The organism is Halomonas urmiana (genome assembly GCF_005780185.1).
In the GTDB taxonomy this organism is placed as follows: Bacteria; Pseudomonadota; Gammaproteobacteria; order Pseudomonadales; family Halomonadaceae; genus Halomonas; species Halomonas urmiana.
The window spans coordinates 49984-76616 of the sequence record NZ_VBUI01000014.1; the positions used below are offsets into that span (position 1 = coordinate 49984).

28 protein-coding genes are annotated in these 26633 nt (G+C 69.0%); 7 read left to right on the top strand and 21 right to left on the bottom strand.

Annotated features, from left to right (window positions below):
- Positions 1–72: 72 nt before the first annotated feature.
- From FEI13_RS10180 to radC, 10 genes are all read right to left on the bottom strand, one after another.
- Positions 73–1752, bottom strand: coding sequence for an NAD-dependent malic enzyme (locus FEI13_RS10180; protein WP_138181430.1), 1680 nt, complete (start codon positions 1750–1752; stop codon positions 73–75).
- A 133-nt stretch (positions 1753–1885) separates the two neighbouring features.
- A complete protein-coding gene (locus FEI13_RS10185) occupies positions 1886–3094 on the bottom strand; it encodes a YeeE/YedE family protein (RefSeq protein WP_138181431.1) in 1209 nt (402 codons plus the stop codon).
- Between the two features lie 168 nt (positions 3095–3262).
- Complete coding sequence (trpS, locus tag FEI13_RS10190) at positions 3263–4288, bottom strand: tryptophan--tRNA ligase (protein ID WP_138181432.1); 1026 nt, start codon at positions 4286–4288, stop codon at positions 3263–3265.
- Between the two features lie 235 nt (positions 4289–4523).
- A complete protein-coding gene (gene ald / locus FEI13_RS10195; protein WP_138181433.1) occupies positions 4524–5639 on the bottom strand; it encodes an alanine dehydrogenase in 1116 nt (371 codons plus the stop codon).
- Between the two features lie 227 nt (positions 5640–5866).
- Complete coding sequence (locus FEI13_RS10200) at positions 5867–6193, bottom strand: putative signal transducing protein (RefSeq protein WP_138181434.1); 327 nt, start codon at positions 6191–6193, stop codon at positions 5867–5869.
- Between the two features lie 6 nt (positions 6194–6199).
- Entirely contained in the window at positions 6200–7393 is a 1194-nt protein-coding gene (locus FEI13_RS10205) for a class I SAM-dependent rRNA methyltransferase (protein ID WP_138181435.1), read from the bottom strand.
- 29 nt (positions 7394–7422) lie between these two features.
- Complete coding sequence (mutM, locus tag FEI13_RS10210; protein ID WP_138181436.1) at positions 7423–8259, bottom strand: bifunctional DNA-formamidopyrimidine glycosylase/DNA-(apurinic or apyrimidinic site) lyase; 837 nt, start codon at positions 8257–8259, stop codon at positions 7423–7425.
- 94 nt (positions 8260–8353) lie between these two features.
- Positions 8354–8509: a 50S ribosomal protein L33 gene (gene rpmG / locus FEI13_RS10215; RefSeq protein WP_071944136.1), complete on the bottom strand. Its 156-nt coding sequence runs from the start codon at positions 8507–8509 to the stop codon at positions 8354–8356.
- 24 nt (positions 8510–8533) lie between these two features.
- Positions 8534–8770, bottom strand: coding sequence for a 50S ribosomal protein L28 (rpmB, locus tag FEI13_RS10220; RefSeq protein ID WP_040184989.1), 237 nt, complete (start codon positions 8768–8770; stop codon positions 8534–8536).
- 311 nt (positions 8771–9081) lie between these two features.
- Complete coding sequence (gene radC, locus FEI13_RS10225; RefSeq protein ID WP_138181437.1) at positions 9082–9756, bottom strand: RadC family protein; 675 nt, start codon at positions 9754–9756, stop codon at positions 9082–9084.
- 111 nt (positions 9757–9867) lie between these two features.
- Here radC and coaBC point away from each other — a divergent pair, with 111 nt between their 5' ends.
- The 5 genes from coaBC (at position 9868) to slmA (ending at position 14744) form a co-directional block, all read left to right on the top strand.
- A complete protein-coding gene (gene coaBC, locus FEI13_RS10230; RefSeq protein WP_138181438.1) occupies positions 9868–11139 on the top strand; it encodes a bifunctional phosphopantothenoylcysteine decarboxylase/phosphopantothenate--cysteine ligase CoaBC in 1272 nt (423 codons plus the stop codon).
- Positions 11140–11161: 22 nt separating this feature from the next.
- Positions 11162–11629 (top strand): dUTP diphosphatase, encoded by a 468-nt coding sequence (dut, locus tag FEI13_RS10235; protein WP_138181439.1) that lies wholly within the window; start codon positions 11162–11164, stop codon positions 11627–11629.
- Between the two features lie 32 nt (positions 11630–11661).
- Positions 11662–13056: a phosphomannomutase/phosphoglucomutase gene (locus FEI13_RS10240; RefSeq protein WP_138181440.1), complete on the top strand. Its 1395-nt coding sequence runs from the start codon at positions 11662–11664 to the stop codon at positions 13054–13056.
- Between the two features lie 55 nt (positions 13057–13111).
- Positions 13112–14029 (top strand): acetylglutamate kinase, encoded by a 918-nt coding sequence (gene argB / locus FEI13_RS10245; RefSeq protein ID WP_138181441.1) that lies wholly within the window; start codon positions 13112–13114, stop codon positions 14027–14029.
- 103 nt (positions 14030–14132) lie between these two features.
- Positions 14133–14744, top strand: coding sequence for a nucleoid occlusion factor SlmA (slmA, locus tag FEI13_RS10250; protein WP_138181442.1), 612 nt, complete (start codon positions 14133–14135; stop codon positions 14742–14744).
- A 200-nt stretch (positions 14745–14944) separates the two neighbouring features.
- Here slmA and rpoH read toward each other — a convergent pair whose 3' ends face one another.
- From rpoH to ftsY, 4 genes are all read right to left on the bottom strand, one after another.
- A complete protein-coding gene (gene rpoH / locus FEI13_RS10255; protein ID WP_138181443.1) occupies positions 14945–15811 on the bottom strand; it encodes an RNA polymerase sigma factor RpoH in 867 nt (288 codons plus the stop codon).
- Positions 15812–15930: 119 nt separating this feature from the next.
- Positions 15931–16902 carry a permease-like cell division protein FtsX gene (gene ftsX, locus FEI13_RS10260; RefSeq protein ID WP_138181444.1) on the bottom strand — a complete coding sequence of 324 codons (972 nt, stop codon included), beginning with the start codon at positions 16900–16902 and terminating at the stop codon, positions 15931–15933.
- On the bottom strand, positions 16899–17567 hold the full coding sequence (gene ftsE / locus FEI13_RS10265) for a cell division ATP-binding protein FtsE (protein WP_138181445.1): 669 nt from the start codon (positions 17565–17567) through the stop codon (positions 16899–16901). Before ftsE ends, ftsX begins: the two co-directional genes overlap by 4 nt.
- Positions 17564–18892 (bottom strand): signal recognition particle-docking protein FtsY, encoded by a 1329-nt coding sequence (gene ftsY, locus FEI13_RS10270; protein WP_138181446.1) that lies wholly within the window; start codon positions 18890–18892, stop codon positions 17564–17566. The genes ftsE and ftsY overlap by 4 nt, the downstream gene beginning before the upstream one ends.
- A gap of 90 nt (positions 18893–18982) precedes the next feature.
- Here ftsY and rsmD point away from each other — a divergent pair, with 90 nt between their 5' ends.
- Positions 18983–19648, top strand: a complete 666-nt coding sequence (gene rsmD, locus FEI13_RS10275; protein ID WP_138181447.1) for a 16S rRNA (guanine(966)-N(2))-methyltransferase RsmD — start codon at positions 18983–18985, stop codon at positions 19646–19648.
- A gap of 83 nt (positions 19649–19731) precedes the next feature.
- The gene (locus tag FEI13_RS10280; protein ID WP_138181448.1) at positions 19732–19926 is read left to right on the top strand and encodes a cell division protein ZapB; all 195 of its coding nucleotides are present in this window, start codon (positions 19732–19734) and stop codon (positions 19924–19926) included.
- Between the two features lie 7 nt (positions 19927–19933).
- Here FEI13_RS10280 and rimI read toward each other — a convergent pair whose 3' ends face one another.
- The 7 genes from rimI to prfB all read right to left on the bottom strand — a co-directional run bounded on the left by rimI (position 19934) and on the right by prfB (position 26517).
- Entirely contained in the window at positions 19934–20398 is a 465-nt protein-coding gene (gene rimI, locus FEI13_RS10285) for a ribosomal protein S18-alanine N-acetyltransferase (RefSeq protein ID WP_138181449.1), read from the bottom strand.
- The gene (locus FEI13_RS19085; protein WP_158294539.1) at positions 20385–21203 is read right to left on the bottom strand and encodes a hypothetical protein; all 819 of its coding nucleotides are present in this window, start codon (positions 21201–21203) and stop codon (positions 20385–20387) included. The genes rimI and FEI13_RS19085 overlap by 14 nt, the downstream gene beginning before the upstream one ends.
- On the bottom strand, positions 21203–21514 hold the full coding sequence (locus FEI13_RS10295) for a BolA family protein (protein WP_138181450.1): 312 nt from the start codon (positions 21512–21514) through the stop codon (positions 21203–21205). Before FEI13_RS10295 ends, FEI13_RS19085 begins: the two co-directional genes overlap by 1 nt.
- A 75-nt stretch (positions 21515–21589) precedes the next feature.
- Positions 21590–22984, bottom strand: a complete 1395-nt coding sequence (locus FEI13_RS10300; protein WP_138181451.1) for an MFS transporter — start codon at positions 22982–22984, stop codon at positions 21590–21592.
- Positions 22985–23085: 101 nt separating this feature from the next.
- Positions 23086–23472: a hypothetical protein gene (locus FEI13_RS10305; RefSeq protein WP_138181452.1), complete on the bottom strand. Its 387-nt coding sequence runs from the start codon at positions 23470–23472 to the stop codon at positions 23086–23088.
- A gap of 298 nt (positions 23473–23770) precedes the next feature.
- Positions 23771–25309: a lysine--tRNA ligase gene (gene lysS / locus FEI13_RS10310; protein WP_138181453.1), complete on the bottom strand. Its 1539-nt coding sequence runs from the start codon at positions 25307–25309 to the stop codon at positions 23771–23773.
- A 109-nt stretch (positions 25310–25418) separates the two neighbouring features.
- Positions 25419–26517 (bottom strand): peptide chain release factor 2 gene (prfB, locus tag FEI13_RS10315; protein WP_138181454.1). Its coding sequence is split into 2 segments (ribosomal slippage): positions 25419–26441 and positions 26443–26517, totalling 1098 coding nucleotides; the frame shifts between segments, so codons are not numbered across the junction.
- Positions 26518–26633: the final 116 nt, after the last annotated feature.

Consider the following 26633-nt stretch of genomic DNA (forward strand, 5'->3'; position numbering starts at 1 on the left):
GGCACAGTCCTTCTAGCAGCAAAAGGCCCTGCCGGGTTATCCGGCAGGGCCTTTGTCGTTCCAGGCGAAGCGTCAGAAGGAGCGGCGACGATAGCGCCGATACTCCGGCATCCAACTGTTGCGCTCGATGGCCTGGCGCAGCTTGATGCCATTGGTCTTCAGCGCCACGCCCTCGCCTTGGGCCTGGGCGGCCACGTCGAAGGCGATGGCCGTGGAGAGCTCCCGGATCTTGGAGAGGGGCGGCAGCAGCGCGCCCTTCCCTTCCTTGACCAGTGGCGCCTCGCGGGCCAGCGCCCGGGACGAGGCCATCAGCATGGCATCGGTGACCCGCTTCGCTCCGGCCGCCACCACACCGAGGCCGATGCCCGGAAAGATGTAGGCGTTGTTGCACTGGGCGATGGGGATGCTACGCCCCTCGTACTCCACCGGCGGGAAGGGGCTGCCGGTGGCCACCAGGGCCTGGCCGTCGGTCCAGCGGATCACGTCCTCCGGCACCGCCTCGGCCCGCGAGGTCGGGTTGGAGAGCGGCATGATCAGCGGCATCTCGCAGTTGGCGTGCATGGCGCGCACCACCTCCTCGGTGAAGATGCCCGGCATGCCGCAGACCCCGATCAGCACCGTGGGCTCGATGCGGCGGACCACCTCGAGCAGCGACTGGCCATCCCACTCGGCCACCAGGGCCGGATCGTGGGCGAGGCGCTCCTGGAAGTCGCGCAGCCAGGCCTGTTCGTTGGTGACCAGGCCCTCGCGATCGACCATGTAGATGCGCGAGCGCGCCTCCTTCTCGGTCAGCCCCTCCGCCTGCATGGCCACCACCACCTGCTCGGCGATACCGCAGCCGGCGGAGCCCGCGCCCACGAACACCACCCGCTGCCGGCCGATGCCCTCGTCACGCGCCTGGCAGGCCGCCATCAGGGTGCCCACCACCACCGAGGCCGTGCCCTGGACGTCGTCATTGAAGCAGCACAGCTCGTCGCGGTAGCGATCCAGCAGCGGCAGGGCGTTGGCCTGGGCGAAGTCCTCGAACTGCAGCAGCACGCCGGGCCAGCGGCGCTTCACCGCGGCGATGAACTCCGCCATGAAGGCGTCGTACTCCTCCTGGGAGACCCGCCGGTGGCGCCAGCCCATGTACATGGGATCGTCGAGCAGCGCCTGGTTGTTGGTGCCCACGTCGAGCATGATCGGTAAGGTATAGGCCGGGCTGATGCCGCCACAGGCGGTGTAGAGCGCCAGTTTGCCGATGGGGATGCCCATGCCGCCGATGCCCTGGTCGCCGAGCCCCAGGATGCGCTCGCCGTCGGTGACCACGATCACCTTGACGTTGTCCTTGGTGGCGCTGCGCAGGATGTCATCCATGCGATCGCGGTCGGGGTAGGCGATGAAGAGACCGCGGTGGTTGCGGTAGATGTTGGAGAACTCCTCGCACGCCTTGCCGACCGTGGGGGTGTAGATGATCGGCAGCATCTCCTCGAGGTGCTCGGAGACCAGCCGGTAGTAGAGGGTCTCGTTGTCGTCCTGGATCGCTCGCAGATAGATATGCTTGTCGAGGTCATTCTGGCACTGGCTGTACTGCCGATAGGCCCGTTCCGCCTGCTCCTCGATGGTCTCCACATTCTGCGGCAGCAGCCCGATCAGGTTGAACTCCAGGCGCTCCTCACGCGTGAAGGCGCTACCCTTGTTGAGCAGCGGCATCTCGAGCAGCGGTGGGCCGGCATAGGGAATGTAGAGGGGGCGCTTGTGTTCGATGGTCATCTCTCGCCTCGATAGGGTGACTGGAACGGGCCGTTGGCGCTCTCCCGGCGCCATTGGCGACACTCTACCACGCCGAAAACGACGACGCCCCGACCGGTGGCCGGGGCGCCAGAGATGTCGATGACAGGGGAGCTCAGCAACCTTTCGCTGCCGGCACCCGGGCGACCTGCCCCTCGAAGAAGAAGGGCCGCAGTTTCACCCCGAGCATGTTGCCGGCGAAGGCCGCCACCAGCCACACCCAGCCATGCAGGCTGCCAGAGGCGATGCCGCCGAAGTAGGCACCGATGTTGCAGCCGAACGCCAGGCGGGCCCCGTAGCCCAGCAGGATGCCGCCGATCACCGCGGCCAGCAGGGACCTCGCCGGGATGCGGAAGTTGGGCGCGAACTTGCCGGCCAGGGCGGCCGCCACCAGGGCGCCGGCCATGATGCCGATATTCATCACCGTGGTGATGTCGCCCCACACGCTGGCCTCCAGCGCCTTGGCGTTCCAGGAAGCCTGCCAGTAGCCCCACTGGCCGACGTCGCCGCCCAGCAGCTCGAAGCCCTTGGCGCCCCAGAGCGCGAAGGCCGAGGTCACACCCCAGGGGCGACCGGCGAGCGACAGGGTCGCGAAATTGAGCAGCGCCAGCGCCACGGCACCGAACAGCAGCGGCCAGGGACCGGTGAGCCAGCGCCAGTTGCCGGCATCGACCCGGGGCGCCTGCTCCAACTGGCCGTGGCGGCGCCGCTCCATCACCACGGTCAGGGCCGCGATGGCGGCGAACAGCGCCAGGCTGATCGCGATGCCGCCCCCGGCGCCGGCGGTCTTGACCAGCGAGACCGGCTGGAAGGCCGGCAGGCTCTGCCACCAGGCGAAGTGGGCGGTGCCGATCACCGAGCCGACCACGAAGAACAGCAGGGTGACCAGCATGCGGGCATTGCCGCCGCCGGCCGTGAAGAGGGTACCCGAGGCACAGCCGCCGCCCAGCTGCATGCCGAGGCCGAAGAGGAAGGCGCCGACGACGACCGACACGCCGATGGGAGCCACGAAGCCATAGACGGACTGGCCGAACAGGCTGCCGGATGAGAGCGCCGGGAAGAACAGCACCACGGCGATGGCCAGCATCACCATCTGGGCGCGCAGGCCGCGGCCGCGACGCTCGGTGATGAAGACCCGCCAGGCGGCGGTGAAGCCGAAGGCGGCGTGGTAGAGCACCATGCCGAGCAGGCCACCCACCACCATCAGCGCCCCGAGGCGCGCGCCGAAGGCGGATCCCACCGCCAGCGAGCCCAGCAGCAGAGCCGCGGCGGCGATGGCCGGCAGGGCCAGGCGGGAACGTCTCGTCAGGGCGAAAGCACTCATGGCGACTCCTCCAGAATCGTCCGGGCCGAGCCCGGGAAAGAAACGCAGCCTAACGAATCCCGGCAAGAACGTGAAATCATTGCCTGTATGGTTTTCATTCGATCCGGCAATAAAAGGGCCGACCCCAAGGGGGCCGGCCCGTGACCATGGGCGTCGCCCGGACGACGCCTAGACGAAGCGACCGAGACCCGCCGCCTGGCGCAGGCGATCCATGAAGGGCGCCGCCTCGGCCCGGGCCCGCTCGGCGCCCTGGCGCAGCACCCGCTCGATATGACCGGGGTCCTCCATCAGCGCCTGGTAGCGCTCGCGGGGCTCGCGCAGCTGCTCGTTGAGCAGCTCGAAGACGCGATTCTTGGCCTCGCCCCAGCCGATGCCGTTGGCGTATTCGCCGCGCATGGCCTCGGTCTCGTCGGCCGTCGCGAAGGCCGCGAAGATCTGGAACAGCGTGCAGCTCGAAGGGTCCTTGGGCTCGCCGGGCTCCAGGGAGTTGGTCTTGATCTTGCGGACCAGCTTCAGCAGCTTCTTCTCCGAGACGAACAGCGGGATGGTGTTGTTGTAGCTCTTGGACATCTTGCGTCCATCGAGGCCGCCCAGCACCTCCACTCGCTCATCCACCACCGCATCGGGCTGGGTGAAGTACTGCCCCTTGTAGAGGTGGTTGAAGCGCCCGGCGATGTCGCGCGCCATCTCGATGTGCTGGATCTGGTCGCGCCCCACCGGCACCTTGTGGGCGTTGAACATCAGGATGTCCGCCGCCATGAGCACCGGGTAACCGAACAGTCCCATGGTGATGCCCTTGTCCGGGTCCTGGTTGCCGGCGGCCTCGTTCTCGGCCACCGCCGCCTTGTAGGCGTGAGCGCGATTCATCAGACCCTTGGCGCAGACGCAGGAGAGCATCCAGGTCAGCTCCGGGATCTCCGGCACGTCCGACTGGCGGTAGAAGATGGCGTTGTCGGTATCCAGCCCCAGCGCCAGCCAGGTCGCCGCGATCTCCAGGCGCGACTCCTGTATCCGCCGCGGATCCTGGCACTTGATCAGCGCATGCAGGTCGGCGAGGAAGTAGTAGGACTGGACGGTCGGGTCCTGGCTCGCGGCGATGGCGGGCTTGATCGCCCCCACGTAGTTGCCGAGGTGGGGCGTGCCGGTGGTGGTGATACCGGTGAGGACACGGGTCTTGTCGGACGGTGCGGTCATGAAGGCGGGACTCTGCTGACTCTCGAATGGCCGCTATGGTAACGCGAGGCCCCGATCAAGGCGACCGGGCTGGCTGAACCGGCAACCGGGCCCTGATCCGCGGCTTGCCGGCGACAGGTCTCCAGGGAGGCGCTGTGAATACGTCCCTGTACGCTACCTCGACCATCCCTGGTCCTCGGACCTCCCCTACGACCTGCCCCCGGCGCCGCTCGCCTCGATAGTGCGCGCCTGGGTTTCAGTCCAACAGCTTTTCTGGCGCGACATGCTCCAGCCCGAAGGCGTCCGCCACCGCTTGATAGGTGACCTGGCCGTCGTGGACGTTGAGGCCGGCGGCGAAGTGCGAGTCGTCGGCCAGGGCCTGCTTCCAGCCCTTGTCGGCCAGCGCCCGCACGAACGGCAGGGTGGCGTTGGTCAGTGCCTGGGTGGAGGTGCGCGCCACGGCGCCAGGCATGTTGGCCACGCAGTAGTGCACGACCCCGTCGACGAGGTAAGTCGGGTCGGTATGGGTCGTGGCCCGGCTGGTCTCGAAGCAGCCGCCCTGATCGATGGCCACGTCCACCAGCACGCTGCCCGGCTTCATCTCGGCGAGCATCTCACGGGTGATCAGCTTAGGCGCCGCCGCCCCGGGGATCAGCACGGCGCCGACGATCAGGTCACACTCGCGCACCGCCTCGTCGATGGCGTCAGCGGTGGAGAAGACGGTCTTCATGCGCCCCTGATAGCGGTCATCGAGGGTCTCGAGGCGCGGAATGGAGGTGTCGAGCACCGTGACCTCGGCCCCCAGGCCCAGCGCCATGCGGGCGGCATTCTCGCCCACCACGCCGCCGCCGATGACGGCCACCTTGGCCGGGGCCACGCCGGGCACGCCGGGCAGCAGTACGCCGGCCCCGCCCTGGGCCTTCTCCAGGCTGTGTGCGCCGGCCTGCACGGCCATGCGGCCGGCCACGGTGCTCATCGGCGCCAGCAGCGGCAGCCCGCCCTGACGATCGGTGACGGTCTCGTAGGCGATGCAGGTGGCGCCGCTGGTCATCAGCCCGCGTGTCAGGGTCTCCTCGGCGGCCAGGTGCAGGTAGGTGAAGAGCGTCTGGCCCTTGGTGAGGCGAGCGACCTCCTCGGCCTGGGGCTCCTTGACCTTGAGGATCAGCTCGGCCTCACCCCAGACCTTGGCCACGTCGGCCTCGAGGCGAGCCCCGGCGGCCTCATAGGCGGCGTCATGGAAGCCGGCACCCTCGCCGGCCCCGGCCTGCACGGTGACCGTGTGGCCACGGCCGACCAGTTCCCGAGCCCCCGAGGGGGTCAGGGCGACGCGGTACTCGTGGTTCTTGATTTCCTTGGGCACGGCGATCTGCATGGCACTCTCCTGCTAGGGGTGACGGAATCGGTGTTCCTCCATTACAGCACAGGCAGTCGATACACGAAGAGTCCACGCAGAAGAACAAAAAGGATGAGTAAACGCCGGCTTTTTCACCAGAAAATCTTCTATGAGAAAAGGCGTCTACAGAAAACCCTGTGGCCAGGAACGAGCGGCCATGCCTCCCACGCACGGGAGACAGGCACCTCCCCTGCCCGCTCACCGGGCTAGTCCGCTCCCTCTCGGGTGGCGCCGCAGTGCCAGCAGGTGTCGAAGGCGCCCTCGAGGCGCTCGCCGCAGCCGGGACAGATCCAGGCCGGGCGCTCGCTCCCCCCGTGGAGGGCCTGGCGAATCAGCGCCTCGGCCCGCTCGCGGTTGTGGGGCGCCACCCAGACCTCCGGCTCGCACTCGCCCAGCGGCAGCTCGCCGGCGCCGCCGCCCAGGGTCAGGTTACGCAGCTCCACCGGGATGCCGGCCGCGGTCAGCACGTTATGCACGTGGCTGACCAGCAGCGCATTGGAATGGGCGAAGGCGCGAACGTACCCGGGCACCATGGCGAGCTAGTCCCGGAAGACGCGCACGCCCAGGGCCTTCAGGTAGGCGGTCTCGGGAATCGCCGGATGCACCGGATGATCCGGCCCCTGATGGCCCTGGAAGAGGATCTGGCCCTGGCGGTCCTGGTGGCGCACCGCGCCGCGCACCACGTCGACCAGGCGCTCCGGGGCCAGGTGCATGGAGCAGGAGGCCGAGAGCAGCAGGCCATCGCGGCCGAGCAGGCGCATCGCCTCGCGGTTGAGCTTGCCGTAGGCCCGCTCGCCGTTGGGGATGTCCTTGCGCTTGCGGATAAAGGCCGGCGGGTCGAGGATCACCACGTCGAACTCCTCCCCCTCGGCCTTGAGGGCGGCGAGCACCTCGAAGGCATCGCCCTCGCCCACCGCCACCTGCTCCTGCAGGCCGTTGAGGGTGGCGTTCTCTGCGACCCGCTCGAGGGCCGCGCCGGAGGCATCCACGCAGAGCACCTCGCTGGCGCCGCTGGCCGCGGCCTGCACGCCCCAGCCGCCGACGTAACTGAACAGGTCCAGCACCCGCTTGCCGGCCACCAGGCCGTTGAGCCAGGTGCGATTGACCCGGTGATCATAGAACCAGCCGGTCTTCTGGCCGTCGAGCACCGGCGCGACGAAGCGCACGCCGTTCTCCTCCAGCAGCACCTGGTCGGGCAGCGTGCCCTTCACCACCTCGACGCTGGCCTCGAGGCCCTCCTGGCGACGCCCGCTGGTGTCGTTGCGGAAGACCACGGCCGCCGGCGAGAGCACCTTGTCCAGGGCATCGAGCAACTCATCGGCCACGGCCTGCATGCCGGCGGTGTTGAGCTGGACCACGACGACATCGCCGAAGCGGTCGATGATGAGCCCCGGCAGCAGGTCGCCCTCGCCGTGCACCAGGCGGTAAAAGGGCTTGGCGAAGAGCCGCTGACGCAGGGCCAGCGCCTGGTTCAGGCGGTGCACCAGCAGCGAGCGGTCGAGCCCTTGCTGGGGGTCGCGGGAGACCATTCGCGCGCAGATCAACGAGTGCGGATTGACGTAGGCCACTCCCATGCCCTTGCCGTTGGCGGCCTCGACCACCACCTGCGCCCCGGCCTCGATCTCCTTGAGCGGCGTGGCCTGGATGTCGATCTCGTTGGAATAGAGCCACAGATGGCCGGCCTTGAGGCGACGGTCGGCATGCTTCTTCAGGCGCAGGGTGTGCTGGGTCATGGGGGTCTCGCAGGGGAAAGAGGGATCGTTCAGGTCTGGCACTGGCCGCAGAACACGCTGGCCCGCTGGCCCAGGGTCACCAGGCGAAGCTCGGCGCCGCAGCGCCGGCAGGGCTCGCCGTCGCGGCCGTAGACATTGAGGCGCTGCTTGAAATAGCCGGGCTCGCCGGTGCCGCCGACGAAGTCGCGCAGGGTGGTGCCGCCCTGGGAGATGGCGGCCGCCAGCACCTCGCGTACCGCCGCCGCGAGGCGGTCGTAGCGCTCTCGGGCGATGCGCCCGGCGGCCCGGCGCGGGTCGATGCCGGCCAGGAACAGCGCCTCGGCGGCGTAGATGTTGCCCACGCCCACCACCACGGCGTGGTCCATCAGGAAGGGCTTCACCGCGAGGCGCCGGCGGCGGGACATCTCGAAGAGCCGGGCGCCGTCGAAGGCGTCGGACAGCGGTTCCGGCCCCAGCCGGGCGAGGCGCGCATCCGGCGCCGGGCCCTCGGCCAGCCAGTCGACGAAGCCGAAGCGGCGCGGGTCGTGGTAGCGCAGGATGCCGCCATCGTCGAGCACCAGGTCGACGTGGTCGTGCTTCTTCGGCAGATCGCCGAGGCGGGCGAGCCGCAGGCTGCCGGACATGCCCAGGTGCCACAGCAGGGTGCCGGTCGAGCCGACAGCGTCCGGGGTCGACAGCGGCACCAGCAGGTACTTGGCGCGGCGCGCGAGGGTGCCGATCCGCGCCCCGACCAGGCGCTCGACCAGGTCCGCCGGTACCGGCACGCGCAGGCGGGCCTGGCGGACGATCACCTCGGTAATCTCGCGACCCTCCACGTGGGGCGCGATGCCGCGGCGGGTGGTCTCGACTTCGGGCAACTCGGGCATGGTCTCGTCCGGAGAAGCGAGGATACGCAAGAACCCGACCATCGGGCCGGGTTCAGGCTGACAGGCTCGTACCTGCGGTGGAAGCGACCCAGTCTTACTTGATCTTGCCTTCCTTGTACATCACGTGCTTGCGGATCGTCGGATCAAACATCTTCTTCTCGAGCTTGTCCGGGGTGTTCCGCTTGTTCTTGTCGGTGGTGTAGAAGTGACCGGTACCGGCACTGGAAATCATTCGGATCTTGTCGCGCATGACGGATATCTCCCTGTGGAACGCTTAGACGGCTTCGCCGCGCTTGCGAATGTCGCCGAGCACCGCCTCGATGCCCTTCTTGTCGATGATACGCATGCCCTTGGAGGAGACGCGCAGCTTGACGAAGCGCTTCTCGGACTCCACCCAGAAACGGTGGGAATGCAGATTCGGCACGAAACGACGACGCGTCTTGCGCTGGGAGTGTGAAACGTTGTTACCAGTCACCGGGCGTTTGCCGGTAACCTGACATACTTTGGACATGAGAGCCTCCAACCGCTTGGCCAGGTGTATAGACCTGAGTGTTCAAAACCTGTCGGGCAAACCGGGACGACCCCGTTGTCATTTGACCCAAGGGAATTCAAAGGCTGCACTTTATACCAGAGACCGCCACGATCGGCAAGCGACGCGGCGATGATCCGATGGGGGCGTGGCATGGCCTGGCGACACCCGAGGGTGGCGCGGCATACGGCGATGACAGGCGGGGACCCGTACCAAAGGGCCCAGCGCAACCGGTGCGGCATTATAGCGACCCGCGAGCCTTTTTCCTATCATGATCCGATCTCGATGGCCCCTCAGAGCCAGCCGCGCTCGGCGAAGGAGACCACCTCCCCATCCCCCACCACGAAATGATCCAGCACGCGAACCTCGAACAGCGCGAGCGCCTCGCGCAGCCGCTCGGTGATGCGCCGGTCGGCATCCGACGGCTCGGCCACCCCCGAGGGATGGTTGTGCGCGAAGATCACCGCCCCGGCACTCAGCGCCAGGGCACGCCTGGCCACCTCGCGGGGATAGACCGAGGCGCTGTCCAGGGTGCCGCGAAACAGCGACTCGTAGCGGATCACCCGGTGCTGGCTGTCGAGGAAGAGCGCGGCGAACTCCTCATGGCCGAGGTGGCGAAGCTTCGCGGCGAGATAGGCGCGCACCAGCGTGGGCGACGTCAAGGCGTGACCGCGCTCGAGCTGGCTCGCGAGGTGGCGCCGCGACAGCTCCAGGGTGGCCTGGAGCTGCACGAAGGTGGCGGTGCCGATGCCGCGCTCGCCGCAGAAACGCGCCTGGTCGGCCTCGAGCAGCGGCCGCAGGCCGCCGAAGGCCGACAGCAGGTCGCGCGCCAGGTCCACCGCCGAACGGCCCGCCACCCCCACACGCAGGAAGATCGCCAACAACTCCGCGTCGGAGAGCGCCTCCACGCCGAGTGCCAGCAGTTTCTCCCTGGGACGCTCCCCTTCCGGCCAGTCGCGAATCGACATCTCGGCCTCCCTGCCCGCCGTTGGTGACTATCAGTGTAGTCGTGACGGCGGCTACGCAAGGTCGGGCGCCGATGGTAAGGTATGAGGCCCGATTCCCGCTCGGATATCACCATGTCTTCACTGCCCGGCCCACGGCGCAGCGGCCGCCCGAATGCGAGCCACCCGTACGCGGGCCGCCGCATCCTGCTCGGCATCAGTGCCGGCATCGCCGCCTACAAGAGCGCCCAGCTCGCCCGCCTGCTCAAGCAGGCCGGCTGCGAGGTGCGCGTGGTCATGACCGAGGGCGCCCAGGCCTTCATCACGCCACTGACGCTGCAGGCGCTGACCGGCGAGCCGGTGCGCACCTCGCTGCTCGACCCCGAGGCCGAGGCCGGCATGGGCCACATCGAGCTGGCCCGCTGGGCCGACACCATCCTGATCGCCCCGGCGACCGCCGACCTGATGGCGCGCCTCGCCCAGGGCCTGGCGAACGACCTGCTGACCACCCTGTGTCTGGCGAGCGACGCCGAGACGGTGATGGCCCCGGCCATGAACCAGGCCATGTGGCGCCACCCCGCCACACAGCGTAACGCCGACCGGCTCGCCCAGGACGGCTGGCGGCTGCTGGGACCGGACAGCGGCGACCAGGCCTGCGGCGACGTGGGCCCGGGGCGGATGCTGGAGCCCGAGGCGATCGTCGCGTCGATGTGGGACGCCGCCGAGGCGCCCGAGGCCGAGGGCCTGATCGTCACTATTACCGCCGGCCCCACCCGCGAGGCGCTAGACCCGGTGCGCTACCTCTCCAACCACAGCTCCGGCAAGATGGGCTACGCCCTGGCCGCCGCCGCGGCCTCGCTCGGAGCCAGGGTGAGGCTGATCAGCGGCCCGGTGACCCTGCCCACCCCCGAGGGCGTGGAGCGCATCGATGTGGAGAGCGCCCGGGAGATGCACGAGGCCGCCCAGCGGCTGGCGCCCGACAGCGATCTCTTCATCGGCTGCGCCGCCGTGGCCGACTACCGCGCCGAGACGGCCGCTGAGCACAAGATCAAGAAGGTCGACGGCGAGGACGATCTCACCCTGCACCTGATCAAGAACCCCGACATCATCGCCGCGGTGGCGGCCCTGGCCGATCGCCCCTTCGTGGTGGGCTTCGCCGCCGAGACCCGTGACCTCGAGGCCTATGCCCGGGACAAGCTGACCCGCAAGGGGCTGGACATGATCGTCGCCAACGACGTCTCCGATCCCGAGATCGGCTTCGGCACCGATCACAACGCCGCCCTGCTGATGTGGCGCGACGGCGAGGCCGAGGGCCGCGAGGCACTCTCGCCCCAGCCTAAGGCCCGCCTCGCCCTGGCGGTGATGCGCCGCGCCCTGGCCTGCCTGACGGCCCGCCACACCCCCTGACACCACACCCCGAGGAGCCCCGATGTCTCTCGCCCCAGAACGCCCGCGTCTCGCCGTCAAGCTGCTCGATGAGCGCCTGCGCGACGTGATGCCCCGCTATGCCACCGACGGCTCCGCCGGCATGGACCTGCACGCCCTGCTCGATGCCCCGCTGACGCTCGCGCCCGGCCAGTGCGAGCTGATCCGCACCGGGCTCGCCATCCACATCGCCGACCCGGGCCTCGCCGGCATGATCCTGCCCCGCTCGGGCCTGGGCCATAAGCACGGCATCGTGCTGGGCAACCTGGTCGGCCTGATCGACTCCGACTACCAGGGCGAGCTGATGATCTCCACCTGGAATCGCGGCCAGGCGCCCTTCACCATCGAGCCCTTCGAGCGACTGGCCCAGTACGTGCTCGTGCCGGTGGTGCAGGCCGAGCTCGAGATCGTCGACGACTTCGACGAAAGCCGTCGCGGCGACGGCGGCTTCGGCAGCTCAGGCCGGCGCTGAGCCTCTCGCTCCCTTCACAACGGATGGACCCCATGACCATAGAGACCGTACCCGCCTCGATCTTCCGCGCCTACGACATCCGCGGCATCGTCGATGACACCCTGACCGAGACCGGCGTCGAGCAGATCGGCCGCGCCATCGGCAGCGAGGCCCGCGCCCGCGGCGAATCCACCGTGGTCGTCGCCCGCGACGGCCGCCTCTCCGGGCCACGGCTGCTCGCGGCCCTGACCCGCGGCCTGACATCGACCGGGTGCGACGTCATCGACGTCGGCATGGTGCCCACCCCGGTGCTCTACTTCGCTACCCACGTGCTCGAGGGCACCGCCTCGGGCGTGATGGTCACCGGCAGCCACAACCCGCCGGATTACAACGGCTTCAAGATCGTGCTCGGCGGCGAGACGCTCTCCGGCGAGGCGATCACCGCACTGCACACCCGCCTCGCGACGGGCGACCTCGCCGAGGGCCGGGGCCAGACGCGCCAGGAAGACGTGCGCGAGGCCTACCTCGCGCGCATCCTCGGCGACGTGACGCTTTCCCGGCCGCTCAAGGCCGTGGTCGACTGCGGCAACGGCGTGGCCGGCGAACTCGGCCCGACGCTGGTCGAGCGCCTCGGCGCCGAGACGATTCCGCTGTTCGCCGAGATCGATGGCACCTTCCCCAACCACCACCCGGACCCGGGCAAGCCCGAGAACCTCAAGGACCTGATCCGTACCGTCCGGGAGACCGGCGCCGACATCGGCCTGGCCTTCGACGGCGACGGCGACCGCCTCGGCGTGATCACCCCGAGCGGCAAGCTGATCTATCCCGATCACCTGCTGATGGCCTTCGCCGAGGACATGCTGTCGCGCAATCCGGGCGCCCGCGTGATCTTCGACGTCAAGTGCACCGGCAACCTGACCCGGGTGATCGAGGAAGCGGGCGGCACGCCCGAGATGTGGCGCACCGGTCACTCGCTGATCAAGGCGCGCATGAAGGAGACCGACGCGGCGCTTGCCGGCGAGATGAGCGGGCACATCTTCTTCCAGGAACGCTGGTACGGCTTCGACGACGGCCTCTACGCCGCGGCCCGGCTGCTCGAGATCCTGGCCAAGCAGCCCGAGGCTCAGGATGCCGATGCCTTCTTCGCCCGCTACCCCCAGGATCTGGGCACCCCGGAGATCAACATCGCCGTGACCGACGAGACCAAGTTCGCCCTGGTGGACCGGCTCGCGCGGGAGGGCGACTTCGGCGACGACGGCATCAAGACCACCCTGGACGGCATCCGCGTCGACTATCCGGACGGCTGGGGGCTGTGCCGCGCCTCCAACACCACGCCGGTGCTGGTGCTGCGCTTCGAGGGCAAGGATGAGGCGGCGCTCACCCGTATCCGCGCCCGCTTCGCCGACGCCCTCGCTCAGGTATCGCCCGAGCTCGCACTACCCCGATGAGGGGCGGTTCGCCACACGAACTCTCGCCACACGAACCCAGGACAGGGAATCCGACATGACCGAACAGACCCGCGACCCGCGCCAGGTGGTGGAGGTGCTCTCCGAGGCGCTGCCCTACATCCAGCGCTTCTCCGGCAAGACCGTGGTGGTGAAGTACGGCGGCAACGCCATGACCGAGGACACCCTGATCGACTCCTTTGCCCGTGACATGGTGCTGATGAAGGAGGTCGGCATCAATCCGGTGGTGGTGCATGGCGGGGGCCCGCAGATCGGCGACCTGCTCGCCAAGCTCAACATCGAGTCGCGCTTCGTCAACGGCATGCGGGTCACCGACGCCGAGACCATGGACGTGGTCGAGATGGTGTTAGGTGGGCTGGTCAACAAGGGGATCGTCAACCTGATCAATCAGTCCGGCGGCAAGGCCATCGGCCTGACCGGCAAGGACGGCGCTCAGATCCGCGCCCGCCAGCTCAAGGTGGAGCACCAGAGCCCGGAGATGACCGCGCCGGAGATCATCGATATCGGCCACGTCGGCGAGGTGGAGCATATCTCCACCGACCTGATCGAGATGCTCGCCGCCCGCGACTTCATCCCGGTCATCGCTCCCATCGGGGTGGACGAGAAGGGCCGCAGCTACAACATCAACGCCGACCTGGTGGCCGGCAAGCTCGCCGAGGCCCTGGACGCCGAGAAGCTGATGCTGCTGACCAACGTGGCCGGCCTGATGAACGCCGAGGGCGAGGTGCTCACCGGCCTGACCACCGACCAGGTGGATGGCCTGATCGCCGACGGCACCATCCACGGCGGCATGCTGCCGAAGATCCGTTGCGCCCTGGAGGCCGTGAAGGGCGGCGCCAAGAGCGCCCACATCATCGACGGCCGCGTGCCTCACGCCACCCTGCTGGAGATCTTCACCAACGCCGGGGTCGGCACCCTGATCACCGACGAACCGCAGGACCCGAGCGACAGCTGAACGCCGGTGACCTGGCTTGCTTGAGCCAGCCACAGAAGCTGGCCCTAAGAGCCGTGCCCCACGGGGCCGGCCCGATCCACCCGACCGACAAGAACATAACCACATGACGCAGGAAACCCACACCCCCAGCCGCCGCGAGAAGATCCTGCAGGGCCTGGCGCTGATGCTGGAGGAAGACAGCGGCAAGCGCATCACCGTGGCCGCACTGGCCCGCCAGGTCGGTGTCTCGGAGGCGGCGCTCTATCGCCACTTCCCGAGCAAGGCGCGGATGTTCGAGGGCCTGATCGCGTTCATCGAAGAGAGCCTCTTCGAGCGCATCGGCCGGATCCTCGAGGAGGTCCCCGAGGCGGTGCCACGCTGCGGCCAGATCCTCACCCTGGTGCTGGCCTTCGCCGAGAAGAACCCGGGCCTCTCGCGCCTGCTCGGCGGCGACGCCCTGACCGGCGAGACGGCCAGACTGCGCCTTCGCATCCATCAGCTCTTCGAGCGCCTGGAGACCCAGCTCAAGCAAGTGCTGCGCGAGGCCGAACTGCGCGAGGGACGCCGCACCGCCCTGCCGGCCTCCGCCGCCGCCAACTTGATGCTGGCCCAGCTCGAAGGGCAGATCTCGCGCTACGTGCGCAGCGACTTCCGCCACCGCCCCACCGAACACTGGGACGATCAGTGGCCGCTGCTCTCGGCACAGCTCTTGCGCCCCGCGACGCAGACGGCTTAGAGCGCCGAGCGCCGAGCGCCGAGCGCCGAGCGCCGAGCGCCGAGCGCCGAGCGCCGAGCGCCGAGCGCCGTAGAATGATGCCTGGGCGATGCAGAGTATCAACGAAGAAACCCACCGGATGCGACATCCGGTGGGTTTCTCGTTGTGTGCCTTGGCACCTGCCGCCCGTCGCTGAGCTCGGCGCTTTCAGCTTGACGCTGTCACGCCGCCAGGGCATCCCCGATCTGCTGGCGGATCTTCTTCATGGCGTTCTTCTCGAGCTGGCGGATCCGCTCGGCGGAGACGCCGTAGACGTCGGCCAGCTCGTGCAGGGTAGCCTTGCCGTCGCCGAGCCAGCGGCGCTGCAGGATGTCTCGCGAACGCTCATCGAGGGCCGCGAGAGCCGTCTGCAAGCGCTGGGTGGCGTCCTGCTCCCAGTCGCTGTCCTCGAGCTGGGTGGCCGGGTCGGCACTGGCATCGTCGAGGAAGTGTACCGGCGCCTGGTAGGCGGACTCGTCGTCCTCGCCGGGCGCGGCATCGAAGCCGGCGTCGTGGGCCGACAGGCGACCCTCCATCTCGCGCACCACCTCGGGCTTGACGTCCAGATCCTTGGCGATCGCCTCGACCTCGTCGCTGTTCAGCCAGGCCAGGCGCTTCTTGGCGCCGCGCAGGTTGAAGAACAACTTGCGCTGGGCCTTGGTGGTGGCGATCTTGACGATGCGCCAGTTGCGCAGCACGAACTCGTGGATCTCGGCCTTGATCCAGTGCACGGCGAAGGAGACCAGCCGCACCCCCTGGTTCGGATCGAAGCGCTTGACGGCCTTCATCAGGCCGACGTTGCCCTCCTGGATCAAGTCCGCCTGGGGCAGGCCGTAGCCGGAGTAACTGCGGGCGATATAGACGACGAAGCGCAGATGCGACAGCACCAGGCGGCGAGCCGCCTCCAGGTCCCCCTCGTCGTGAAGCCGGAAGGCGAGATCGCGCTCCTCTTCGACGGTCAGCATGGGAATGCCGTTGACCGCCTGGATGTAGCCGTTCAGGTCATGACCCGGGGAGAGTTGACCCACCGGCAGAAGACTGGTGCTCATGTGCAGGTTGTCTCCTTCGAAGCCCATAGTGCTGTACGTGATCGCTGACTACGACGATAAAAGCCGTTGAAAGTTCCGAAAATGCTCGCATATTGCGAGGAATCAGCCGGCCGCCTGCCTCAGCGCGGTCGGATCTCCGCTAGGTGCCGATTCACGGCCAGCCAGGCACCCAGCCAGCCAAGCAGTGTACTACAGCCCAACAATATTGTAGACCCTTCCCCCCCCAGCCGCGGCAGGGCGAAACTGGCGCCATAGCTGGCCGCCAGGGCGGAGACCGGGGCCGCCAACCAGTCGCTGCCGAGGCTCAACAGGCCCCAGGCCAGCAGGCCGCCGCCGAGGCCGAACCAGGCGCCGCTGTAGAGAAAGGGGCGCCGCACGAAGGCATGGGTGGCACCGATCAGGGTAACCACTTCGATCTCCTGGCGGCGGCTCTCCACGGCCAGCCGAATGGTGTTGCCGACCACCAGCAGCACCCCGAGCGCGAACAGCACGCCCAGCGCCAGGGTGACACGCTGGCCGAGCGCGGCGAGGTGGCGCAGGCGCTCCAGCCAGGCGAGATCTAGGCGCACCTCGTCGACGCCGGGCACCGCCGCCAGGCCATCGGCGAGCCGGCGCACCGCCTCGGGGGCGGCATCGGCGGGGCGCACCACCACGCTTGCCGGCAGCGGGTTCGTCTCGAGCCGCGCCAGGGCGTCCTTTAGCCCCAGCGCCTGCTGGAACTCGGCCATGCCCTCGGCGGCGGTGATCAGCCGAGTGGACGCCACGCCCGCCTGGGCGGCCAGGGCCTGCTCGATGCGCCCGGCCTCGGCCTCGCCGACCTCCTCGTCCAGGTAGGTGGTGAGGGTGGCGCTCTGCTCCAGCTGGGCATCGAGCAGGCGGGCGCTGTCGAGGGTCAGCCACAGGCCGGCCGGCAGCACCAGGGCGATGGCGATGGCCAGCATGGTCAACAGGCTGCCCAGGGGCCGGCGCAGCAGCCGGCGTGCGCTGTCGACGGCCATGGCGCGGTGGTGACGGGCCCAGGCGCGCCAGCGCAGGACATTTCTCGGCCGATGCGTGCGGGCGCCGCGGGGCGACGGCTCGGGGCGACTCATGCGACCTCCTCGTCGGCCACCAGGCGGCCCTCGCTCAGCCGCAGGGTGCGGTGGCGCAGCCGGGCGATCAGCGCCAGGTCATGGCTGGCGACCATCACCGTGGTGCCGATGCGGTTGAAGTCCTCGAACAGCCCCATGATATCGGCGGAGAGCTGCGGGTCGAGGTTGCCGGTGGGCTCGTCGGCCAGCAGCAGCGCCGGCTTGTTGACCACCGCCCGGGCGATGCCCACCCGCTGCTGCTCGCCGCCGGAGAGTTCGATGGGCAGAGCCTCCTCGCGATGCAGCAGGCCCACCTTGTCGAGCGCCGCCCGCACCCGGCGAGCGGCCTCGCGGCGCTCGATGCCCTGGATCTCCAGCGGCAACGCCACGTTGTGGTAGATCGAGCGGTCGAAGAGCAGCTGATGATCCTGGAAGACCACCCCGATCTGGCGGCGATAGAAGGGAATCTGGCTGTGGTGCAGGCGGTCGATGTCGTGGCCCGCCACCCGCACCCGACCGCGACTGGGCCGCTCCAGGCGCATGATCAGCCGCAGCAGCGAGCTCTTGCCCGCCCCGGAGTGGCCGGTCAGGAAGACCATCTCGCCGCGGCGTACGCGGAAGTCGATGTTGGCGAGCGCATCATAGCGCCCTCCATAGCGCTTGCCGACGTGCTCGAAGGCGATCATGACGCGGGCGTGTCCTGGTCCCGGTCGAACAGGGCATCGACGAACTCGCGCGCCACGAAGGGACGCAGGTCATCCAGCCCCTCGCCGACGCCGATGAAGCGGATCGGCGTGCCGAGCTGGCGCGCCAGGGCGAAGATGATGCCCCCCTTGGCCGTGCCGTCGAGCTTGGTCAGGGTCACGCCGGTGATCGGCACCGCCTCGTGGAAGGTCGAGGCTTGGGCCAGTGCGTTCTGCCCGGTGCCGGCGTCGAGCACCAGCATCACCTCGTGGGGGGCGCTGCCGTCGATCTTGCCCATGACGCGATGGACCTTCTTCAGCTCCTCCATCAGGTGCGCCTTGTTGTGCAGGCGCCCGGCGGTATCGGCGATCAGCACGTCGACCCCGCGCGCCTTGGCCGCCGAGAGCGCATCGAAGATCACCGAGGCGCTGTCGGCGCCGGTGTGCTGGGCGATCACCGGCACGTCGTTGCGCTCGCCCCATACCTTGAGCTGCTCCACGGCGGCGGCGCGGAAGGTATCGCCGGCGGCCAGCATCACGCTGCGCCCCTCGCGCTGGAAGCGCTGGGTCAGCTTGCCGATGGTGGTGGTCTTGCCCACGCCGTTGACGCCGATCACCAGGATCACGAAGGGGCCCTCACCCTTGGGTGGCAGGGCCAGGGGCTCGGTGACCGGTTCGAGGCTCGCCGCCAGCTCCTCCTGCAGGGCGCGGTAGAGCGCCTGGGGATCCTTGAGTTCCTTGCGCGAGACGCGATCGGCGAGTCGGTCGATGATCTCGGTGGTGGCCTCGATGCCCACGTCCGCCATCAGCAGCTGCGTCTCGAGCTCCTCCATCAGGTCGTCATCGATCTGCTTGCGCCCCATGAAGAGGTCGGCCAGGCCATCGGTGAGGTTGGCGCGCGTCTTGCCGAGCCCGGCGCGAATGCGCGCGAACCAGCCCTTCTTCTCGCTGACCGGCTTCTCCTGCAGGGTGGCTGGCTCGGGCTCGGGCTCGGGCTCGAGGACAGGCTCGGGGGCCGGCTCAGGCGTCACCGCTTCCGGCTCGGCCTGCGGTGCCGCCTCTTCCGCGGGTTCCTCAGGCGCTGGGCGGGGCTCGGCCGCGGTCGCCTCCTCGGCGGCGACGGGCATCTCCTCGGGCTCGGCGGACTTCGCCTCGACGGACTCCTCTGCCACGGGCGCGTCTGCGGCCGAAGCGGCCGCGGAGGGCTCGTCCTCCTCAGAACGTGCTGCGTCTGCTATTGCGTCCTCTTCCGACCGGCGCCCGGCCTCCTGTTCCGGTGTCGTCTGCTGCTGTTCCTGCTTCTTCTTGCGCTTGAGAAAACCGAACATGGGGGGATCACGCCTCACGGATGAACGAATCGCCTCATCCTACCATCGCGCACCATGACTGTGGACAAGCCGACGGTTACAATCCGCCCCATGACACGCCGCCGTCCTCCCTCCCGCAAGCCCCGCCGCCCGGCCTCCGGCGCCCCGACCAGGGGCCCGGGACGCCGGAACCCCGGACGGCTGCGCCTGATCGGCGGCGACTATCGCCGCCGCCAGCTCCCGGTGCTCGACCACCCCGGGCTGCGCCCCACCCCCGACCGGGTGCGCGAGACGCTCTTCAACTGGCTGAGCGCCGCCCTTCCCGGGGCTCGGGTGCTCGACCTCTTCGCCGGCACCGGGGCGCTCGGCCTCGAGGCCCTGTCACGAGGCGCCCGGGAGGCGGTGTTCGTCGAGGCCGACGCCCGGGTGGCACGCCAGCTGGCCGACAACCTCGGCACCCTGGGAGCCAGCGAGCGCGCCATACTGCTGACCACGCAGGCCCAGGCCTTCCTGGCCGGCACCGCCGCTCCCTTCTCGTTGGCCTTTCTCGACCCGCCCTTCCATCGGGACCTCGCCGCCGACTGCTGCGCGGCCCTAGAAGCCGGCGGCTGGCTCGCCGAGGAGGCCTGGATCTATCTCGAGACCGAGTCCTCGCTGGAACCCGCTGTACCGAGCACCTGGCAGCTGCATCGCGAAGTGCGGGCCGGCGACAGCACCGGGCGGCTCTATCGGCGCCGGCCGGCCGAGAGTCAGTCGCCCGAAGGCGACGGTTGCTGAGCCACGGCCGCGGGGTTACGCTGCCGTCAGGAGAATCCCCACCGGGCGCAGCCCGACCAGCAGGATGTTGTCAGGAGAACAGGATGAGCATCGAACTCTTCAACCAGCTCGAACAGAAGGTCACCAGCGCCGTCGAGGCCCTGGAGTTGATGAGGATGGAAGCCGAGGAGCTGCGCGAGGAAAACGCTCGCCTAAAGCAGGAGCGCGAGGAGTGGGAGCGTCGCCTCTCCGCCCTGCTGGGCAAGTTCGAGGAGGTCGAGACGACCGCGACCAGCTGAGGCGGGATCAGGCCAGCGGGAGTGACATCAGCAGCGCGTCTTCCCGTTCACGGCCGGCGAGCGGTGGATAGTAGCCGCGGCGCCGGCCGTCCTCGTTGAAGCCGGCGCGTCGATAGAGACCGATGGCCGGCGCATTGCTCACCCGCACCTCCAGCAGCAGGCGTTCGACGCCCCAGCCCCTCGACGCTTCGATCACCTCATCGAGCAGCCGAGCCGCCAGCCCCTGCCGGCGCTGATCGTCGGCCACCAGGATGGCCTGCAGCTCCGCATCGAAGGGCAGTCGCACCACCATCGCATGCCCCACCAGCCGTGCGCCCCGCTCGACGCCGATGACCCGTGCCTCGGGATCGGCCAGCGTGGCCTCGAGCTGGCTTGGCGTCCAGGGATCGCCCTGGCCGGCCTGTTCCAGGGCCGCCAGCGCCGCCAAGTCGTCGATACCCAGCGGGCGCAAGATGGTCTCAGTCGGGCGCATGCCCCGCCTCCCAGGCGTGCCGCCAGTCGGCCATCCGCGGCCAGAGCGCGCGCTTGGCCTCGGCGCTGCCGGCCAGCTCACCCAAGGCAGGCCCCTGCCAGGCTGGCAGCGCCAGCAGCGGGCAGTGTGCATCGACCAGGGTGAGCAGCTCATCAAGGACGGCATCATCGCCGAACACCAGCAGCCGTTCCGGCACCCAGCCGCGCCGTCGCCGGCCGGCCAGGAAGGCCTGGAGCCCCTCCCGGGCCTCCTCGAGGGGCGCCTCCACCGGCAGCCCCTCCACCTGCGGCCAGCGGAAGGCCTCGAAGGCCGGCATCTGCTCGGGCACCACGCCGGCGGCTTGCAGGAGATGGTGCAACAGGCGTACCTCGATGGCGGCCGGGGCCGCTTCCTGAGGCAGCAGGATCAGCCAGCGGCCATCGAGGCAGGCCACCTGCAGGGTGAAGCTCAGCGCCTCGCCGGTGCGCTGCGCGGGGCGCGCCGCGGCTGGCTCGGGAGCGGTCTCCGCCTCGGCGGCGGGCACCATGTCACCGAGCAGAGCCCGCGCCTTGCGGGGGCCGGCCGGCGGGCGCTGGGGGAGCTCCGGCTCGACGGGCGCCTCCCGGGGCGTGGCGCCCCGGGTCTGGGCGGCCTCGTCGAGCAGGGCGTGCAGACGTTCGCCCGGCGGCTTCGGCGCCGCGACCTCGGGCTCGGGCGAGGCCCACTCGCACCCCGGCGTGGGCAGGGCGTTGGGCAGGCGGTAGCGGGAGACCCAGGCCGTCAGGCCCATGGCCTCCAGGTACTGCAGGCGCTGAGGCTCCGGCATCACGAGGTGCTGCCGCCCCGGCAGTCGGGAGAATCGGGGCGCGACCGGCCGCTGGCCTCCCACTCTTCGGGCGTGAAGAGGTGCAGGGCCAGGGCGTGCACCGGGCCGGCCAGTTCATCGGCGAGCAGCGCGTAGAGCTGCTGGTGGCGCTTGACCGGCATCAGTCCCTCGAAGCGGCGAGCGACCAGGGTGACCTTGAAGTGGGTCTCCGAATTCGCCGGCACGTTGTGCCGGTGGCTCTCGTTCTCCACCGCCAAGAAGTCGGGCTCGAGGGCCTGGAGCTTGGCTTCGATGGTGTCCTGGATGCTCATGTCGACGTCTCGATGATGGGTGAGTGAAAGGACCATTGTACGCCTTCCGTGCGGGTCAGACGACGCCCGCCGCGATCAGGCCCGGTGCGTCTCGCGCTGGGCCCGCCCGGCCAGGCCGACCCGCGAGAGGCTCGCCACGAGCGACAGCACGCAGGCCCCGGCTCCGACCCAGAGCGTCGCCTGCACCGGGGCGCCGGCGGCCAGGAAGGCACCGACCAGGGCGACCCCGAGGGACTGCCCCACCGTGCGGGTGGTGCTCATCACGCCGGACGCCCGGGCGCTGCGCTCGCGGGGCACACTCGCCATCATCTCGCGATTGTTGGGGGGCTGGAAGAGGCCGAAGCCCATCCCGCAGAGCGCAGTGCGCCACAGGCTGTCGGCCAGGCCCGCCTCGGCGTCCAGCCCGGCCAGGGCGGCCAGGCCCAGCAGCAGCAGCACCAGGCCGGCACTGGAGAGCAGGCTAGGATTGACCCGGTCGGCGAAGCGGCCCGCCAGCGGCCCCACCACCATGATCGCCAGCGGCCAGGGGGTGAACATCCAGGCGGTCTGCAGCGGCGTGAAGCCCATTTCCTGCTGATAGAGGAAGGAGAGCGCCACGAAGGCCAGCCCCTGCCCCACGAAGGCCAGCCCCGAGGCACAGACCGCCAGCGAGAAGCGCCGCTCGGCGAACAGCGACAGCGGTAGCAGCGGATGGCGCGCGCACCGCTGGCGACGCAAGAAGAGCCCGGCACTGAGCGCACTGCCCCCGAGCCAGGCGAGCACCTGCCAGCCGGGCACGCCGTGCCCGGCGCCGTCGAGGCCCAGGAAGAGCCCGGCCATCATGGCCACCGCGAAGAGCGCGCCGCGCCAGTCGAAGTCCTCCCGACGCCCCGGCTCCCGAGGCAGCGCCCGCCAGGCCAGGCTAGCGGCGCAGAGCCCCAGCGGCACGTGCAGCGCGAAGAGCCATGGCCAGTTCGCCACCGACAGCACCAGCCCACCGATCGTCGGCCCCGCCGCATAGCCGCCGGCCACCACCAGGGCGGAGAGCCCCAGGGCGCTGCCAAGCAGCCGCGAAGGGAAGATCGAGCGATAGAGTGACGGCCCGATAGAGAGCGTCGCCGCCGCGCCGAGCCCCTGCAGGCCCCGAAACAGCAGCAGGGTCTCGAGGTCACGGGACAGGGCACTGCCCAGCGCCGCCAGCGTGAAGAGCCCCACCCCGGCCGTATAGAGGCGGTAGCGCCCGACCCGCTCGCTGAGCGCGGCGAAGACCAGCAGGAAGGCGGCGCAGACCACCTGGAAGAGGTTGGTGACCCACACCACCCGGGAGGGCGAGGCCTCGAGGTCGGCGGCGATGGTGGGCAAGGCGATGTTGACCATGGTGGTGTCGACCACCGCCATCAGGGTCCCGAGGATCAGTGCTAGCACCGCCAGGCGCCGCTCCGAGCCCGGCAGGCCATCGTCGCCGGGACGGGTCGCGAAGAGTCGACTCATCCTGTTTCCGTCACTAGAAGGTCCATAAAACGAAAACCGGCCGAAGCCGGTTTCTCGAAGTCGCCGTCATCGGAATGACGGCCGGGCAGGCGCCTCAGTCCTCAGTCCTGGTCGGTCTCCAGCAGCAGGGCGTCGTCCACCTCGGAGATCTCCAGTGCCGCCTCGTTGTCCAGGTCGATGGCCAGGTAGCTGTGCTCGACCTGCAGGAAGCGCTGGAAGAGTGCCCAGTCCAGGGCCTCGGGCCACTGGCGCTCGTCTTCTTCCCAGGCACGCAGCTCGGTCTCGAGGATATCGAGGAAGCGTTCGCGCACGAAGCCCTCCAGGGCTTCGGGTGTGTCCATCTCCGGGATCAGGTAGACGGTGCTTTCGCGTTCGACGTCGGCCAGGGTCAGGTCGTCCCCTTCCATGGTGGGTTCGAGAGCATTGATCCAGTCCACGAAGTGCCGGGTCGGCCTGACGCTCAGGGCGGAGCGGTTGAGCAGTTTCATCACGGTCTCCTCGACGTCGAAACGACGATCATTATGGGCGCTCAGGGCGCCCCTTACCAACACTTCCGGTCATCGGGACACGAGAGCTGGGCTGGTCCGGTGGCAGGTCTACGAGGAGGCGCTGCAAACCCCTCCCTGGGCGCTACCGACGCCCTGCGGCGCTCTCGCATCCTGCTCCGCTTGCAGGACCGGTGCTGGCCATCCATGGCCAGCCCGTTCGGAGGAATCCTCCTCACCCCTGGCGTAGGACCTCCTCTTCGACCTACCTCCGTCACTCCTAAACTCATCGCCTCGCCCGTCAATCGACTTCCGGGCGCATGGCGGGAAACAGCAGGACGTCGCGGATGGAGGCGCTGTCGGTGAACAGCATCACCAGCCGGTCGATGCCGATGCCCTCGCCGGCGGTCGGCGGCAGGCCGATCTCCAGGGCGCGCACGTAGTCGGCATCGAAGTACATCGCCTCCAGGTCGCCGGCCTCCTTCTCCGCGGCCTGGGCGGCGAAGCGCTCGGCCTGGTCCTCGGCATCGTTAAGCTCCGAGAAGCCGTTGGCGATCTCGCGGCCGCCGACGAAGAACTCGAAGCGCTCGGTGACGAAGGGATCGCTGTCCTTACGGCGCGCCAGCGGGCTCACCTCGGTGGGGTACTCGGTGATGAAGGTCGGCTGCTGGAGGCGGTGCTCGACGGTCTTCTCGAAGATCTCGATCTGGATCTTGCCCAGCCCCCAGCCATCCTTGACGTCGATATCCAGGCGCTCGGCGATCTGGCGGGCCGCCGCCTCGTCGGCCAGGGCCTCGGCACGGATGTCCGGGTTGAACTCCAGGATAGCGTCAAACACGGTGATGCGGCGCAGCGGCTGGCCGAAATCGTACTCGAAGGTCTCGAGCACCTCGCCCTCGGCGTTGCGCACGGTGTTGACCACGGTGGTGGTGCCCAGCACCTTCTGAGCCACGCTGCGCAGCATCTCCTCGGTGAGGTCCATCAGGTCATGATGGTTGGCGTGGGCCTGGTAGAACTCGATCATGGTGAACTCGGGGTTGTGCCGGGTCGACAGCCCCTCGTTGCGGAAGTTGCGGTTGATCTCGAAGACCTTCTCGAAGCCACCCACCACCAGGCGCTTGAGGTAGAGCTCCGGGGCGATGCGCAGGTACATGTCGATGTCCAGCGCATTGTGGTGGGTGACGAAGGGCCGAGCCGTGGCGCCGCCGGGGATCGGCTGCAGCATCGGCGTCTCGACCTCCATGAAGCCGCGATCCTCGAAGAAGCGGCGCATGGCGCTGATCACCCCGGCGCGGGCCTCGAAGACCCGGCGCGAGTCCGGGTTCACGATCAGGTCGACGTAGCGCTGGCGATAGCGCGCCTCCAGGTCGGTCAGGCCATGGAACTTGTCGGGTAGCGGGCGCAGGCTCTTGGTGAGCAGCCGGGCCTCGACCATCATCACGTAGAGATCGCCCTTGCCCGACTTGTGCACCGGACCGCGCGCGGCCACGATGTCGCCGATGTCCCAGCCCTTGACGTCCTCGAGCACCTCGGCCGGCAGCCCCTTCTTGTCGACGTAGAGCTGGATCGTGGCGGAGGGGTCCTGGATGACCAGGAAGGGCCCGCGCTTGCGCATGATGCGCCCGGCCACAGCGGCCTGGCGACCCAGCGTTTCCAGCTCGGCCTTGTCCTTGTCGCCGAGCTCTTCGCTTAGCTCGGCGGCCAGGCTGTCGCGGCGAAAATCGTTGGGGAAGGCGTTCTCGCCGGTGTCGGCGGCCCGCGCGCGGCGCGCGGCCAGCTTGGCACGGCGCTCGGCGATCAGGCGGTTCTCGTCGTTCTGCGGGGAGTCCGGGTGGGCCATGTCGCTACCTGTGGCGTCGCGGCCTCACGAGAGGCCGCTACTGTGAAAAAGAGTGGGCGTCGCACCGCGCACCGCACGAGCATCGCCCGGTGCGCGGCAGGGCAAGGGCTCAGAGCCCCTGTTTCAGGCTGGCTTCGATGAACTGATCCAGATCGCCGTCCAGCACCTTGTCGCAGCTGCTCGACTGCACGCCGGTGCGCAGATCCTTGATGCGCTGGTCGTCCAGCACGTAGGAACGGATCTGGCTGCCCCAGCCGATGTCGGCCTTGGAGTCCTCGGCCTCCTGCTTGGCGGCGTTGCGCTTCTGCATCTCGTGTTCCCACAGCTTCGCCTTGAGCTGCTTCATGGCGAAGTCGCGGTTGGCGTGCTGGCTGCGCTGGTTCTGGCAGGCCACCACGATGCCGCTGGGCTCGTGGGTGATGCGCACGGCGGAGTCGGTGGTGTTGACGTGCTGACCGCCGGCCCCGCTGGAGCGGTAGGTGTCGACGCGCAGGTCCGAGGGATTGATCTCGACCTCGAAGCTGTCGTCCACCTCCGGGGAGAGAAACACCGAGGCGAACGAAGTGTGGCGGCGACCGCCGGAGTCGAAGGGACTCTTGCGCACCAGGCGGTGCACCCCGGTCTCGGTGCGCAGCCAGCCGAAGGCATAATCGCCCTGGATATGCACCGAGGCCGACTTGATACCCGCCACGTCGCCGGCCGAGACCTCGATGATCTCCGCCTTGAAGCCGTGGTGCTCGGCCCAGCGCAGGTACATGCGCAGCAGTATGTTGGCCCAGTCCTGGGCCTCGGTGCCGCCGGAGCCCGCCTGGATGTCGAGGTAGGCGTTGTTCTCGTCCATCTCGCCGGAGAACATGCGCCGGAACTCGAGCTTGGCGAGGCTCGCCTGCAGGCCGTCGAGCTCCTTCTGGACCTCGGCGACGGTGCCCTCGTCCTCCTCCATCTCGGCCAGCTCCAGCAGGTCCCGGCTATCGCCCAGGCCCTGGTCGAGCTCGTCGATGGTGGCGACGATGGTCTCCAGCGTCGCCCGCTCCTTGCCGAGTTTCTGAGCGTAGTCCGGGTCGCTCCAGACGTTGGGGTCCTCGAGCTCGCGGGTGACTTCCTCTAGCCGATCCTTCTTTTCGGCATAGTCAAAGATACCCCCTCAGGACGTCTGTCCGCGCGGACAGGTCCTTGATGAGATTGTGGATGGCATTGGTTTCCAGCATGGGCTCACTCGCCTGAATCTGCAGTGGAAAGACGGCCGCCGCAGCGACGCGGAAAAGGGAGCTATTGTAGCGAAACCCGGCCGCAGCGACCATCCTCCCCGGCACTCGGCACCAGG